The 14,187-nt window shown below is 65.2% G+C and carries 14 protein-coding genes and 1 tRNA gene; 7 read left to right on the top strand and 8 right to left on the bottom strand.

Annotated features, from left to right (window positions below; genetic code table 11):
• Positions 1 to 112 precede the first annotated feature (112 nt).
• The 4 genes from BLIN9172_RS04350 to BLIN9172_RS04335 all read left to right on the top strand — a co-directional run bounded on the left by BLIN9172_RS04350 (position 113) and on the right by BLIN9172_RS04335 (position 4,217).
• A complete protein-coding gene (locus BLIN9172_RS04350) occupies positions 113 to 1,126 on the top strand; it encodes a TetR family transcriptional regulator C-terminal domain-containing protein (RefSeq protein ID WP_101553984.1) in 1,014 nt (337 codons plus the stop codon).
• Complete coding sequence (locus BLIN9172_RS04345; RefSeq protein WP_101553983.1) at positions 1,123 to 2,034, top strand: beta-keto acid cleavage family enzyme; 912 nt, start codon at positions 1,123 to 1,125, stop codon at positions 2,032 to 2,034. The genes BLIN9172_RS04350 and BLIN9172_RS04345 overlap by 4 nt, the downstream gene beginning before the upstream one ends.
• Positions 2,031 to 3,566, top strand: a complete 1,536-nt coding sequence (locus tag BLIN9172_RS04340; RefSeq protein WP_101553982.1) for a 3-hydroxyacyl-CoA dehydrogenase NAD-binding domain-containing protein — start codon at positions 2,031 to 2,033, stop codon at positions 3,564 to 3,566. Before BLIN9172_RS04345 ends, BLIN9172_RS04340 begins: the two co-directional genes overlap by 4 nt.
• Before the next feature lie 108 nt (positions 3,567 to 3,674).
• Positions 3,675 to 4,217 (top strand): YdeI/OmpD-associated family protein, encoded by a 543-nt coding sequence (locus BLIN9172_RS04335; protein ID WP_101553981.1) that lies wholly within the window; start codon positions 3,675 to 3,677, stop codon positions 4,215 to 4,217.
• Between the two features lie 54 nt (positions 4,218 to 4,271).
• On the opposite strand, the gene BLIN9172_RS04330 is transcribed toward BLIN9172_RS04335, so the two are convergent.
• Together BLIN9172_RS04330 and BLIN9172_RS04325 are read right to left on the bottom strand one after the other, a co-directional pair.
• Positions 4,272 to 4,628 (bottom strand): DoxX family protein, encoded by a 357-nt coding sequence (locus tag BLIN9172_RS04330; RefSeq protein WP_308297784.1) that lies wholly within the window; start codon positions 4,626 to 4,628, stop codon positions 4,272 to 4,274.
• Positions 4,629 to 4,644: 16 nt separating this feature from the next.
• Positions 4,645 to 4,717, bottom strand: a tRNA-Ala gene (locus BLIN9172_RS04325).
• Between the two features lie 163 nt (positions 4,718 to 4,880).
• On the opposite strand from BLIN9172_RS04325, the gene BLIN9172_RS04320 reads away from it, so the two are divergent.
• Together BLIN9172_RS04320 and BLIN9172_RS04315 are read left to right on the top strand one after the other, a co-directional pair.
• Entirely contained in the window at positions 4,881 to 6,092 is a 1,212-nt protein-coding gene (locus BLIN9172_RS04320) for an NAD(P)/FAD-dependent oxidoreductase (protein WP_101545635.1), read from the top strand.
• 130 nt (positions 6,093 to 6,222) lie between these two features.
• The gene (locus tag BLIN9172_RS04315; RefSeq protein ID WP_101553980.1) at positions 6,223 to 6,945 is read left to right on the top strand and encodes an alpha-ketoglutarate-dependent dioxygenase AlkB family protein; all 723 of its coding nucleotides are present in this window, start codon (positions 6,223 to 6,225) and stop codon (positions 6,943 to 6,945) included.
• A gap of 37 nt (positions 6,946 to 6,982) precedes the next feature.
• On the opposite strand, the gene BLIN9172_RS04310 is transcribed toward BLIN9172_RS04315, so the two are convergent.
• From BLIN9172_RS04310 to BLIN9172_RS04285, 6 genes are read right to left on the bottom strand one after another with little or no spacing between them, the layout of a single operon-like run.
• Positions 6,983 to 7,372, bottom strand: a complete 390-nt coding sequence (locus BLIN9172_RS04310) for a cation:proton antiporter (RefSeq protein WP_101553979.1) — start codon at positions 7,370 to 7,372, stop codon at positions 6,983 to 6,985.
• A complete protein-coding gene (locus tag BLIN9172_RS04305) occupies positions 7,372 to 7,632 on the bottom strand; it encodes a monovalent cation/H+ antiporter complex subunit F (protein WP_101553978.1) in 261 nt (86 codons plus the stop codon). Before BLIN9172_RS04305 ends, BLIN9172_RS04310 begins: the two co-directional genes overlap by 1 nt.
• Positions 7,629 to 8,003, bottom strand: a complete 375-nt coding sequence (locus BLIN9172_RS04300) for a Na+/H+ antiporter subunit E (protein WP_101553977.1) — start codon at positions 8,001 to 8,003, stop codon at positions 7,629 to 7,631. The genes BLIN9172_RS04305 and BLIN9172_RS04300 overlap by 4 nt, the downstream gene beginning before the upstream one ends.
• Complete coding sequence (locus BLIN9172_RS04295) at positions 8,003 to 9,520, bottom strand: monovalent cation/H+ antiporter subunit D family protein (protein ID WP_101553976.1); 1,518 nt, start codon at positions 9,518 to 9,520, stop codon at positions 8,003 to 8,005. Before BLIN9172_RS04295 ends, BLIN9172_RS04300 begins: the two co-directional genes overlap by 1 nt.
• Entirely contained in the window at positions 9,517 to 9,849 is a 333-nt protein-coding gene (locus BLIN9172_RS04290; protein WP_025776778.1) for a sodium:proton antiporter, read from the bottom strand. Before BLIN9172_RS04290 ends, BLIN9172_RS04295 begins: the two co-directional genes overlap by 4 nt.
• The gene (locus BLIN9172_RS04285) at positions 9,846 to 12,884 is read right to left on the bottom strand and encodes a DUF4040 family protein (protein WP_101553975.1); all 3,039 of its coding nucleotides are present in this window, start codon (positions 12,882 to 12,884) and stop codon (positions 9,846 to 9,848) included. The genes BLIN9172_RS04290 and BLIN9172_RS04285 overlap by 4 nt, the downstream gene beginning before the upstream one ends.
• Positions 12,885 to 13,006: 122 nt before the next feature.
• Here BLIN9172_RS04285 and BLIN9172_RS04280 point away from each other — a divergent pair, with 122 nt between their 5' ends.
• Positions 13,007 to 14,146 carry a glycosyltransferase family 4 protein gene (locus BLIN9172_RS04280; protein WP_180956939.1) on the top strand — a complete coding sequence of 380 codons (1,140 nt, stop codon included), beginning with the start codon at positions 13,007 to 13,009 and terminating at the stop codon, positions 14,144 to 14,146.
• Positions 14,147 to 14,187 lie beyond the last annotated feature (41 nt).

The raw sequence follows: 14,187 nt of genomic DNA, 5'->3' as shown, positions 1-14,187 counted from the left end.
GTCGGACGGTGCGGATCAACACGAATTCCTCGCCCGGACCGCAAATCGCAAGTTCTGACTATTATTCATATTGCCTTGCGACAGGTCTCGATGCTGAGGTAGGTTCGACCTCATGAATGGTGCGCAGACGTCCGACACCGAGGATAATCCCCATCGCGAGGACGACCAGAGCTCCGAGCACAGCCGGAGCTCCGAGGCCACCGGACTCCGTGTCCGGGAGGCCATCCGGCGATCGGGGCTCAAACAGCGCAAGATCGCCGCGGCCATCGGCATCGATGAGACGAAACTGTCCAAGGCCTTGTCCGGTCGCCGCCGATTCACCGCCGATGAGCTCCTCGGCGTCGCCACCGCCACCGGCGTGACCGTCCGGTGGCTGCTCGGCGACGAGTCACAGGTCTCCGCTCCTCCCCCGAACACGGCGACCGTTCCAGACAGCGACGAGGATGCGAATCCTAAACGCAGCATCGCCGAAGCGGCATGGACGCTGTTCGGCCGGCACGGCTTCGACGCCGTGCGCATCGCCGATATCGCGGCCGCCTCCGGAGTCTCAGCCCCGAGCATCCACTACTACTTCGCGAACAAATCCGACCTCTTCGACGCCGCTCTCGACTATTCGGTCAAACTCGCATTCGACCGCCAGATCGCGTGGCTCGATGAAATTGCGGACCCGGCACAGAGGCTCGAACGCCTGCTGAAGCTGCAGTCCCCGCTGGGGCGAACGGAACGCGGCGAATGGTCGATCTGGCTGCAGACCTGGGCTCGGCTGTCGCTCGAGGATTCGACGTTGTCGAACTATCCGCTCAGCTATGAACGCTGGTCGAAGACCGTGCAGACGACGATCGAGGAGGGGCAGCGCACCGGCCGCTTCCGCTCCGGCGACCCGCGGGCCATGGCCGATGAACTCACCTCTCTGCTCGACGGCCTCGGCATCAAGGTGCTCACCGGAGTGATGGACACGGACACCTTCGCACAGCGACTGCGCACGTACCTCGACCGCTCGATCAGGCATCCGTCGCCCGCACCGGCCACACCGACCACAACAGCCTCGTCGACCACCCCAGAACGACCGACCGAGACCACCTCGATGCCAGCCACCAACACCGATCAATCCAAGGAGTCATCATGAACCGCAAGGTCATCCTCACCTGTGCCGTCACCGGTGCCGGAGACACCACCGGCAAGAGCGAGCACGTTCCCGTCACACCCGAAGAGATCGCCGACGACGCGATCGCAGCAGCCCGCGCCGGCGCCTCGGTCGTCCACATCCATGTCCGCGATCTCGAGACCAGACAGGGCTCACGCGAGGTCGCCTACTACCGCGAGGTCGTCCGCCGCATCCGCGCCTCCGACGTCGACCCCGTCATCAACCTCACCGCCGGAATGGGCGGCGACCTCGTCATCGACCCCCAGGACCCCCTGACCACGATGCCGGGCACCGACCTCATCAACGCCCTCGACCGACTCCCCCATGTCGAGGAGCTGCTGCCCGAGATCTGCACGATCGACTGCGGCAGCCTCAACTTCGGCGAAGGGTCGAACCTCTACGTCTCGACCCCTGACATGCTGCGCGAAGGGTCGAAGCGGATCCAGACGTTGGGCGTGCGTCCGGAGATGGAGATCTTCGACACCGGCAATCTGTGGTTCGCCAACGTCCTCGTCGAGGAGGGTCTCATCGATGCCCCGCCGCTGTACCAGCTGTGCATGGGCATCCCCTATGGTGCCCCTGCCGATCCGGGACTGCTGGCGGCGATGGTGAACATGCTGCCGAAGGGTGCGCAGTTCACGTCCTTCGCCATCGGCGCCAACCAACTGCCGTGGGTGGCCCACTCCGTGCTCGCCGGCGGTCACGCCCGCGTCGGACTCGAGGACAACCTCTATCTGTCCAAGGGGGTGAAAGCCACGAACGCCGATCTCACCGCTCGCGCCGTCGAGATCATCACAAGCCTCGGCTCGTCCGTGGCCACCCCCGATGAGGCCCGCGAGATCCTCGATCTGCGCGTGCAGACACCGACCATCACAGGAGACGATCTGTGAACGATTCCACCCACGCCGCGCCCGCCCCCAGCTCGCCGGTCTTCCCCGACTTCGATGCGATCGGCTCCATCACCTGCGTCGGCGCCGGAACGATCGGCGGTGGATGGGCCGCGTACTTCCTCGCCCAGGGGTACCGGGTGAAGATCTGGGATCCGGCTCCGGATGCCGGCGAAAAGTTCAATCGACTCCTCGACGCGGCTTGGCCGGCCCTGGCCGAACTCGACATGGTCGCAGGCGCCGACCGAACCGCGTGGTCGATCCACACCGACCTCGCCGAGGCGGTCGCGGGCACCGGGTTCGTCCAGGAGTCCGCTCCCGAAGATCTCGCACTCAAGCGTGGTCTCCTCGCCCAGATCGACGAGGTCTGCCCACCGAACATCGTCATCAGTTCGTCGACTTCGGGCTACAGCATGACCGAGATGGCCACCGAGGCGGCCCACCCCGAACGGCTCGTCGTCGGCCATCCGTTCAATCCGCCCTACCTCCTCCCTTTGGTCGAGGTCGTCGGCGGACAGTCCACCTCCGCGGCGTCCGTCGACTGGGCCGCTGACTTCTTCACCCACATCGGCAAGTCCGTCATCCGCATGGACCGCGAAGTCCCCGGCTTCATCGCCAACCGACTGCAGGAGGCACAGTGGCGGGAGGCCCTGTACATGGTTGAGCAGGGCGAGGCCACGGTCGAGCAGATCGACCGCTCGATCACCGATGGTCCGGGTCTCCGTTGGCCGTTCCAGGGGCCGATGCTCACGTTCCACCTCGCCGGCGGTGAGGGCGGTATGGCGCATATGCTCGACCATTTCGGTCCGTCGCTGAAGTCTCCGTGGACCCGGCTGACCGCTCCCGAGCTCAGCCAGCAGCTGCGAGACGATGTTGTGGCCGGCTGCGATATCGAAGCCGGTGAACGCTCCATTGCCGACCTCGTGGCTCATCGTGATGCCGGAATCATCGCCCTGCGTCGACTCACGGCGCAGTTGGACGCCACGCCAGACTCCAGCAAAGCCCAGTCGGCGGACGGCACTTCGGGGCACCCGGCATCCCCCGCCGCGGTTTCTGCTCCCCCGTCCTCCGCACCGACGGCGGCGACCGCCTCGGCGTCGAAGCTGAGCACGTACAGCACTGAGGTCGTGCCCAAGTGGATCGATTACAACGGTCACATGTCAGAGGCCTTCTACGTCCTCGTCTTCGGATTCGCGACCGACCAGGTGATGGATCAGCTCGGCCTCGATGCCGCCTACCGAGAATCCCAGAAGGCGTCCCTGTATACGGTCGAATCCCATATCCGCTACCTCGACGAGGCGGCTCTCGGCGACCGACTCACCGTCGTCCCGCGCCTCGTCAGTGCCGCAGAGAAGAAGCTGCACCTGGCCTATGAGATGTATGTCGGGGACCGGCTCGTGTCCACCGAGGAGATCATGGCCCTCCACGTCGATCAGACCACGGATCGCGTCGTGCCCTTCCCGGACACCGTGGCCGAGCGGATCTCTCAGGTCGTCGCGGAGCGTCCGGAGTGGGTAGGTCGCTCGATCGGCTGACTCATCAGGAATCGAGAAGTCAGCCCGGACTCGGGCCGCTATTCTTAAAGTCATCGCTTCAGTCGAAGCCGACTATCCGGACCCGAATCCGTTCCATGAGGAGTCACCATGACCACCACGACTGCCGACGTCACGTTCACAGCGACCACCGAGGTACTGGGCGACCGCCCGATTCTGCGCCTGCCCCAGGACGCCAGCGATCGACTGCCCTCCCGCGGACAGGTCGCCGTCGACGGCACCCTCGACGGCATCGCCTTCAGCACTGTCATCGAACCCGACGGTCGACGCGGCCATTGGATCAGTCTCGATGAGGACCAGTGGGAGACGCTCGGGGCGACGGAAGGTGCCGACGTCGAAGTCGGCGTGACCCCGACGAAGACCTGGCCGGAGGTGACGGTGCCCGCGGACCTCCGCTCTGCCCTCGATGCCGCCGGCGATCTCGACGATGTCTGGGACAGCCTCACGCCGATGGCCCGGTGGGAATGGGTGCGGTGGATCAAGGCGACGAAGAACGCCGATACGCGTGCGCGCCGAGTCGATGTCGCGATCTCGAAACTCGAATCAGGCAAACGCCGTCCCTGCTGCTTCGACCTGTCATCGTGCACGGATCCGGAGCTGTCGAAGAGCGGAAAGCTTCTCGGTCTGTCCTGACCCGGCACGCGCCTCATCGGCATGCGTAGCAGGCATCTGATCGCGGTGCAGGATTCAGTCGGTGTCTGCGGCAATCGCGGCCGAAGCCCAGATGAGCGGGATCTGCAGCGGCAGTCTCGCCAAAGCAATGGCCCGGCCCCTGGGATCGTCCCAGTGTTTGACCGCAGTGTAGATGTTGGCAGGGAAGACGCCGACCATGAGCGCCGCGGATGCCGCGCCGCCGAGGCGACGTGTCCCCGCGTTCGCCATCAGTCCCGCGCAGCCGAGTTCAGCGATGCCGCTGGCATAGGTCCAGAAGCGCGGGTTGCCCAACTGAGGCGGCACGATGGAGTCGAAAAGGGCGGGCCGGGAGAAGTGGGCAACGCCGGCCAGGCCGAGGATGCCGGTCATGATCGTCGTCTTCATCGTCATTCCGAATCCGTTCTTGTGGAGCTTAGGGGAATCGAACCCCTGACCTTTTCATTGCGAACGAAACGCTCTACCAACTGAGCTAAAGCCCCTCTTCCGGTTTCAGTTTACGCCTGCTCCCGGCGTTCGACCAAAATCGCGCGGCCCCAAACGGGGATCGACCGGCACGGCCTGTCACCTGGGGCGGATCCGGTGGAGCCCCTTGATCCCGGCGAGTAGAGTCGAAAGAGAGTCCCCTCTACGAAAGGACCGACAATGGCAGAAGAATTCGGAACAGTCGTCATCGGCGCAGGCCTCGCAGGAGGCACCGTGGTCGAATCACTGCGCGACGCCGGCTACACGGCGCAGATCGCTCTCGTCGGCGCCGATCCTGCGGCTCCGTACTACCGGCCGGACCTGTCGAAGAAGGTGATGATCGAAGGGTCGGATCCTGCCGATTCGGCGCTCCGAGGCGAAGACTGGTATCCCGCTCACAACGTGTCGACGTTCTTCGGCACCTCGGCGACCTCCATCGACACGGATGCCCAGACGGTCGACCTCGAGGACGGACGAGAACTGTCCTATGGTCAGGTGATCCTCGCGACCGGAGCGGTGCCCCGCACACTCGACGTCCCGGGCGTCCAGCTGGGCAATATCCACACTCTCCGCGATGCCGGGGATGCAGTGGCCATCCGCTCGCAGTTCGGCGACGGCAAGAAGGTCGCGGTCATCGGCGGCGGCTGGATCGGCCTGGAAGTCGCGGCAGCGGCGAAGTCCCACGGCAGCGATGTCACGGTCGTCCTCCGTACCGACGCTCCCCCGCTCTCCTCCGTCCTCGGACAGGAGCTTGGAGAATACTTCGAGGACCTGCACCGGAAGAACGGAGTCAACTTCCTCAAGAACGCGGATACGACCGCGTTCACCGGTGACTCCGCGGTCGAGGCCGTCGAAACGTCCGCCGGAAGCGTCCCGGCCGATCTCGTGGTGGTCGGAATCGGCGCCGATCCCGCCATCGACCTGGCATCCTCGGCAGGGTTGTCGACCGAGAACGGAGTGATCGTCGACGAACAGATGCGCACGTCGGACGGCAACGTGCTGGCGATCGGCGATATTGCGAATGCGCAGAACACTCTGCGCGGTGAACGTCTGCGCGTCGAGCACTGGGACAACGCGGTGCGCCAGGCCGAGGTCGCAGCCTCGACGATCAGCGGAGGGACCAAGTCCTACGACTGGCAGCCGTACTTCTACACCGACCAGTTCGACCTCGGTATGGAATACGTCGGCCGCGGCGCCACCGAGGACGACGTCGTCATCCGCGGCGACAAGTCCAGCGGCGAGTTCATCGTCTTCTGGCACCGTGACGGAACGGTCACCGCAGCCATGAACGTCAATGTCTGGGACTATGGCGACGAACTCCGCGCACTCATCGGCAACAACGTCACCGCCGATCGACTCGCCGACGAACAGGTGCCCGTCGGCGAACTCTGAATCGGTCTGCCTCTGAGTCCGACCGCCACTGAGTCGGACCGCTCAGCTCTCGCTTGATGACTCCGCGGGGTCGGTGACAGACAGTCCCCGACCCCGCGGTTTCCTTGCCGTCTCTGGCATCCTGGTAGACATGGATTCCCTCTTCGCCGATGAGGCTTTCGACCGCCGACCGGCAGTCGTCGCACCCGGTGCGGTCTGGGTGCCGGGCTTCCTCACCGCCGAGGCACAGCAGTGGATCATCGCCCGCTATGCCGAATGGCAATCCGGTCCGGTTCCCCCTCATGCCGCAACGATCGCGGGCTATCCGATGAGCGTGACGACGATCGGTCTGGGCTGGCATTGGCAACCCGGGCGGTACGACCGCCGTGCCGTCGACGTCAACGACAAACTCGTGCTGCCCTTCCCCGATTGGATGACCCGCCTGGGCCGTCAGGTTCTGCAGACGGCGGTCACGGTCGTCGAGGACTCCTGGGAATTCGCTGCAGGAACGGCCGCCGCATGGGGTTTCGACCCTGCCGGCTACCATCCGGATGTAGCGCTCGTGAACTACTACGACGAACACGCGAAGATGGGTATGCACCAGGACAAGGACGAATTCGACCCCGCTCCTGTCGTCTCACTGTCACTGGGCGATACATGCCTCTTCCGATTCGGCAATACCGACAATCGCAACCGTCCCTTCGAGGACCTGCGGTTGGCCTCGGGTGACGCCTTCGTCTTCGGCGGCCCTGCCCGCTTCGCCTACCACGGGGTCAGATCGATCCAACCGGGTACTGCACCGGATGCGGGACGGCTGGACCACCTCGGCGGGGGCAGGATCAACATCACGATACGCACGACCGGACGGAACTGAGTTCGAGTCACCGGCGGTCCCGGTGCGGGGCGGCGGCTCAGGAGTCCTTGACGTCGGGGTCGACGTCGACGACGCCCTCCGGCGGCGCTGCCAGCCGATTGGGTGAGGTCTTGCGGAACACCGGCTGTCCTGACAGCACCGTCGACCTGGCCAGGGTATTGCTCGCGACCGAGGACACGATGATCAGGCACAACACTGCGATGACGGCCATGATCAGCGAGAACCAGGAGAACCCGGACGAATAGAGGTCGAAGATGAAGGCCGCAATGACGATGAAGGGCATGCCCAGGCCCGTAGCCGGCGAGAACACGTTGATCCGCGACAGGGCGTCGCGAACACGGAACATCGCCAGCGCGGAGCTGAGCAGCAGCAGGGATCCGGTGATGCCGAAGATCCCGACGAGGGTCGTGGCCAGTGTTTCATTCATCAGCGGTGCCCCCTCGTGAGGATGCGCGACAGAGCGATCGTGGCGAGGATCCCCACCATGGAGGACAGGAAGACCACGTCGAGGACGATCGACGAGGCCACCATGATGCCGAGCATCGTGACGATCGCGATGGCCGAGAAGTAGATGAGGTCCGAAACCACTGCACGTGAACCCTGATCCCGGGCCGTGAGCACGCGGATGAGGCCGATGATGATAACGGCGGCGAGGATGACCGAGCAGATGCCGGCGATGACGATCATGGATGCCCTCCCTGCAGATCGGTGTGTGGACCCGGCGCACGTCCACGGGTCATCGACAGCAGCCGCGACTCCATGTCGATGAGCCCGTCGAGGGCGGATTCCTCCGACTCCTCGAATAGGGCGTGGACGAAGATCACCGGCGGGGTCGTCGCCGTGCCGGCCGCGATCGCTGTGACCAGCGTGCCGGGCGTGATGGTGATCGACGACGCGAACAGCGTGACTTCGAGGTCGGTGGCGCAGCGCATCGGCAGCTCGACGATCATCGGCTGGGCATAGTCGCTGCAAAAGAGTCGGGCGACGACGGTCGCCGACCCCGTGATGATCGCCCGGACGATGAAGCCGACGTAGGAGATGCCGTGGATAAGACGCATCACGGTGCCATCACCGCCTCAATATAGTCGCTATGGTCGAGCAGACCCTCGGCTCCCCGGAGTGTGAGGTCGAGCAGAGGCTCCGGGAAGCAGAAGAGCGCAACGGAGAGACCGATCATGATCGTCGCCGGCACCAGCAGACGGGCGGGGATGCGCACGCTGCGCATGATCGGTTCGGCCGGGGCACGTCCGGTCTCTGCCGAGTCCGGACGGTACGTCTGCATCGGCGGTCCCCAGAAGGTGTTGCGCCAGGTGCGCTGAAGCGCCAACAGGCTGATCGCTGCGCCCGCGACGATGGCTGAGACAAGGACCCATCCGAAGCCGCCGCCGGTGTCCGTGGAGGCCCGGATGAGTCCGACCTTGCCCCACAGCCCCGAGGTCGGCGGAAGACCGACCAAGGAGAAGACCCCGAGGATCATGAGGATGGTCGCCCATCGCTCGCGGGAGGCGAGCCCGGACAGCTTGCGGAAGGATCCGGTGCCGTAGGTCTGTTCGACCGCGCCCATGATGAGCAGCAGGCCGGCCATCGTGATCATATGGTGCATCATGTAGAACGCACCGGCGCCGAGGGCTGCCGAGGTCAGCAGGGTGACGCCGACGAGGATGTGGCCGACGCCGGCAGTCATCTCGAATCCGAGCACATTGCGCACCCGCACCTGTCCGAAGCCGGACACCGCACCGATGAGGATGCTCGCCACCGCGACGATGACCAGGACCGTCGCCCACGGGGCGGGTTCACCGTAGACAGTGGTGTAGATGCGGTAGATCGCGTAGAGCCCGACCTTAGAATGCAGCCCGGAGAACAGCGACATCATGCCCGCCGAGGTGTTCGGATAGCTGCGGACGAGCCAGCCGTGGAAGGGCGCGCCGCCGGCCTTGATGAACAGCGACAGCAGCACCACGCCCAGCGCGATCCCTGCCTGGCCGGTCGGCTGTCCCTGACCTGCCAGAACCGCGAGGTTGACCGTGCCGGTGGCACCATAGACGAATCCGACGCCGATGAGCAGCATCGTCGAGGTCAGCAGGTTGACCATCACATAGAGTCGTCCGATCCCGAGCCTGCGCCAGGTGCCGGTGACGGCGATGAGCGCGTAGGCGGGCAGCATCATCACTTCGACGAAGACGAAGAGGTTGAACAGATCACCGGTCAGCAGCGCACCATAGACTCCGGTGAGCATCATCATGATGAGCGCCGGAACGAACCGGTACTGATCCTCTCCGGTGGAGATGAGGAACAGGCTGCTGACGAACGCGACGAGTGAGGTGAGCACGAGCATGAGCGCAGTGAACGTGTCCGAGACGAACACGATCGCCAGACCGGGCACATAGTCGCCGACAGAATGGGCGATCACCGGGGTCGAACCGTGCAGCCCGAGGAGCCCGATCCCGCTGCCGCCGACGAACACGGGAACAGCGAGCAGGAGCAGTCGGTCGAAGGTGCGTGAGGTGATGAGCACGCTCAGGGCGGAGGCCAGGAGCGGGAGGCCGATGAGCAGTAGGAGCAGGGCTGAGTTCATGAGTCGCGCTCCTCCCCCGTCTCGGGGCTGCGTTTCTGGTCGTCGTCATGGCCGAGCACGGCCAGAGCGAGCATGAAGATCGTCACCGCCAAAGTGATGACGATGGCGGTGAGGACGAATGCCTGAGGCAGCGGGTCGGCCGCGTCGGCAAGGGAACCGCGCCCGGCCAGCGGTTCGCCTCTCCAGGCGCCGACCCCGGCCGAGAGCAGGATGAAGTTCGCGGCGTGGGAGATGAGGGTGAGTCCGAAGACTCCCCGAACCATGGAGCGCTGCATCATGAGGTAGACGCCTCCGGCGGTGAGGACGCCGATCGTCAGTGCCAGGATCATGCTTCCTCCCCATCTCCGCCGGCCGGTGAGTCCCCGCGGAGGATATGCGTCGAGTTCGCCCGCACCTTCGCTTCCTCGGAATCCTCAGCGCCGCGGCGGCGGCTGCGTTCGGGGCGTTCCCCGCGGATCGCCTCCATCGGACCGCTCAACTCCCCGTAGAGCAGCTCATCGGCACGTTCGCGGGTGCGTTCGACGTCGCGTCGGATGATGCCGTTGGTGAGCACATCGTCACCGGCCGGAGTCGCCGCGGAGTCCGAGACGCCGAGGAGGTTGAACGAGAGCAGCATGAGTCCGAGCACCGCCAGGTAGACGCCGACATCGAAGAGCATCGACGTCGTCCAATGCTGACCGGCGAACTCGGCGTGCATCGGGTGGAGGAACGAACCGGCGAACAGGAGACCGATGATGCCGGTGACCACTGCCGTGGCCACGCCGGAGCCGATGAGGTACAGGGGTGCCCGCGGCGGACCGATCGCACGATCCTTCGGCGTCGACAGGTAGGCCAAGCCGATGACGGCTGAACCGACGAGCGCGGCGATGAATCCGCCGCCCGGGGAATTGTGACCACGCCAGAAGATCAGCAGTGAGCTCACCGCCAGCAGCGGACCGAGGACCTTCAGCGTCAGCTGCAGCGGGATGACGTTCGGCCACGCCTCGTGGACGCCGCGGTACGCAGTGGTGCCCTTGGGGCGGATGGACACCCACGGAGGCCGCGGCGGTTCCGGGATGTTCTCGGCCGGCGGGTCGATGAACTTGTCCTTGACCGTCGACATCACAGCGACGATCGCGATTCCGGCCATGCCGAGGACGGTCAGCTCACCAAGGGTATCGAGGGCACGGAATTCGACGAGGATCGTGTTGACGATGTTGTCTCCGCCGCTGATCTCCGGAGCCTTGTCGAGATAGTACAGACCGAGGTCGGAACGTTCCCGCCGGCCGTTGAGCACCAGGGTGAGTCCGGCCGCGCTGGCACCGACGATGACCGCAAAGAGAAGGCGCGGAGTCTGTTTGCGCTTCGGGTACTTCCAGAACGAACGGGGAAGTTTCTGGAGCACGAGCATGATGACGATGATCGTCATCGCTTCGACGAGCAGCTGCGTCAGGGTGACGTCGGGGGCGCCGAGAGCCAGGATCTGCACGGTGGCGAGGATGCCGATGGCAGACAGCGCCACAACGGTCGTCAGACGCGAATGCGAGGTGCACAGGACGAGGACTGCCACGGTGATGAGGACGAGCAGGATGACGTCCACCGGACGGCTGAGATTCTGCTGCAGCGGCGGCAAGTCGGCGAAGACGACGGGAATCGAGCCGATGGCGAGCACGCTCAGCCCGCCCAACGACATCGCCAGATAGGGTCCGGAGTTCATCGGGCGGACGAAGGCGGCAAGACCGTGTCCCAGACGTTCGAGGCCCGTCGTCAGCGAGTCGATGACATCGGATCCGTCGAACGGCAGCGTGGCCTTGTGGAAGAAGACGAAGACGCGTGAGCGACGCAGGATGAGGACGACGCCGATGGCGATGATGAGTCCAGAGGCGAGCAGTTCGATGTTGAATCCGTGCCACAGCGCCAGATGGACGTGTTCGGTGGCGTTCGGCACCGCCGCGCGCACCACGTGGTCGAGCGGAGTGTCGAGGAGGAAGAGGACGAAGCTCAGCGGAAACGAGGCCAGGATCGGCAGGGCCGCCGCGATGAGCATGACGGGAGAACCGCGGTGGATGTCACCCGTCTCGGGTTCGCGCCCGTCGATGAAGCTGCCCCAGACGGTCTTCGCACAATAGGCGAAGGTGAGCACGGAGGCACCGACCGCGACGAGCAGAGCCACCCACCCGGCCCAGGGACCGCCCGGCGTCTCTCCCAGGGCCGTGAACAGGGCTTCCTTCGACACGAAGCCCAACAGCGGCGGAATCCCAGCCATGGATGCACAGCCGATGATCATCACCGTGAACGCCGCCGGAGCGGACCGCATGAGTTTCGGGATCCGTGCGAGGTCGCGGGTGCCGGCGAGGTGGTCGACGACTCCGACCATCATGAACAGGCCGGACTTGAACAGAGCGTGAGCGATGACGTGGAGAGTGGCGGCAGCGATGGCCGCCTCGGTGCCGACGCCGATGACGGCGGTGATGAGGCCCAGCTGGGACACCGTCGAATAGGCCATGAGCTTCTTCACGTCATGTTGGTTGAGTGCGAACCAGCCGCCCAGACACGCAGTGAGAAGTCCCGCCGTCACGAGCAGAACGTTCCAGGCCGGCGTGGCGTGGAAGGTCGGTGAGAACCGCAGCATGAGGAAGATGCCGGCTTTGACGACGGCAGCGGCATGCAGATAGGCCGAGACCGGGGTGGCAGCGGCCATCGCATCGGGCAGCCACGGGTGGAAGGGGAACTGCGCGGACTTCGTCATGGCGGCGACGCCGACGAGCAGAGCCACCAGCGTCGTGACCTCGGGCTGGCCCGTCCACACCGGGGAGCTGATCGCCTCGGCGAGGTTCGTCGTCCCGGTCACCGCGATGATCACACCGGTGGCCACCAGCAGGCTGAGGCCTCCGATGAAGGTGAAGAACATCGTCCGCAGGGCCGGTGCCTGTCCGGGTGATCCGGACCGGGCGATGAGGAAGAAGGACGCCAGCGACGTCAGCTCCCAGCACACGAACAGCACGAGCACATCGTTGGTGAGCACGAGCGCGACCATGGAGAACGTGAAGATCACCATCAGCCAGTAGAAGCTCGTGTTCCGGCCCGGGCTGAGGTAGCGGGTCGAATAGATGAACACGACTGCCCCGATGATCAGGGCGATATAGGTGAAGACGACGCCGATGCCGTCGGCTCGCAGAGCCAGGTCGACGCCGAGACTGGGAATCCACCGATAGGACGTCTCGGGATTGTTCCCGGCCATCACCTCGGCGGCAGTGGGGGTGAACAGCGCAGCCACGCCCAGGTAGGCGGCGGCGAGCGGCCAGCCGCTCTCCCGGCCGGCGAAACGAGTGAGGACCGGGGTGAGCACGACCAGTCCCGCCAGAGCGATCAGCGTTAGGATCATGAACGGGCCTCAACGGCCGCGGGCACAGGTGATGATTCCTTCACTCACTGATCCTTCGTCGCAGAATACGCATTCGGACAGACACAGACTTTCGAAGAATCAGACTATCGACTCGGAGTTCCATGAGCAAAAGCACACAGAGCCGTCAACCCTCTTCGAGGCTGTCGGTCTTCTTCGACGCGCGCTTCACCCGCACCGATCACCACGACGGGATCTCCCGGTACGGTTCGTGTCTGCTCTCGGCCCTGCTCAGGGCCGTCGAGGGCACGGAGATCGACGTCACCGTCATCATCAGCGACCGGGCCCAGCTGGCGCTGCTGCCCGATTGCGCATGGGTCGAGTTGTCAGACCCCACCTCCCCCGCTGAGGTGGCCATCGCCGGGAAGCTCAATGCCCTGGGAGCCGATGTCGTGTTCTCCACGATGCAGACGATGGGCTCCTTCGGTCGCCGGTACGGGCTCATTCTGACCATCCACGACCTCATCTACTACTCCCACCCCAAGCCGCCCGGCGATCTGCCGTTGCCGGTCCGGCTGCTGTGGCGGGCGTACCATCTGAGTTTCTTCCCGCAACGGCTGCTCCTCAATCGGGCCGACGCGGTGGCGGCAGTGTCCGAGACGACGAAGGATCTCATCGCCGCTCATCACCTGACTCGCAGGCCGGTGCAGGTGGTGTCCAATGCCGCCGAGGTGGCCGCCACCTCCACGCGGACGGTGAACCGACACGATGCGAAGACACTCCTGTACATGGGCGCGTTCCTGCCGTACAAGAACGTCGAGGCCCTCATCCGCGCCCTCGAGTACCTGCCCGGGTGGACCTTGCACATCGCCAGCCGCATCGACGGACGTCGGGAAGCTCAGCTGCGTGCCCTCATCCCCGACCGCGCGAAGGTCGTCTTCCACCGAGGAGTCAGCGAAGAGGAGTACGCGCGCCTGCTCGACGAGTCGACAGCTCTGGTCACGGCCTCGCGCGAAGAGGGATTCGGGCTGCCAGTGATCGAGGCGATGGCTCAGGGCGTGCCCGTGGCCGTCTCGGACATTCCGATCTTTCGGGAGATCGCCGCCGAGGCGGCCGAATACTTCGACCCCGAGGACCCGCAGTCGATCGCCGAGGCGATCACCCGGCTCACGGACGCCGAAAGATGGGCGGGGAAGTCCGCGGCCGGACAGGTGCAGGCACTGGCCTTCGATTGGGCGAGGTCGGCGGACTCGCTGGTCGAGCTCATCAGATCCGTCGCACCGGCCCGGACGGCCGACAGCTGAGTCCGGCGCGGCCCGGACGGCCCGGACGGCGGAGAACCGAA

Source organism: Brevibacterium linens ATCC 9172, from assembly GCF_900169165.1.
GTDB classification, from domain to species: Bacteria; Actinomycetota; Actinomycetes; order Actinomycetales; family Brevibacteriaceae; genus Brevibacterium; species Brevibacterium linens.
The sequence above is the reverse complement of the archived record's forward strand: the minus strand, read 5'-3'. Positions and strand labels throughout refer to the sequence as shown.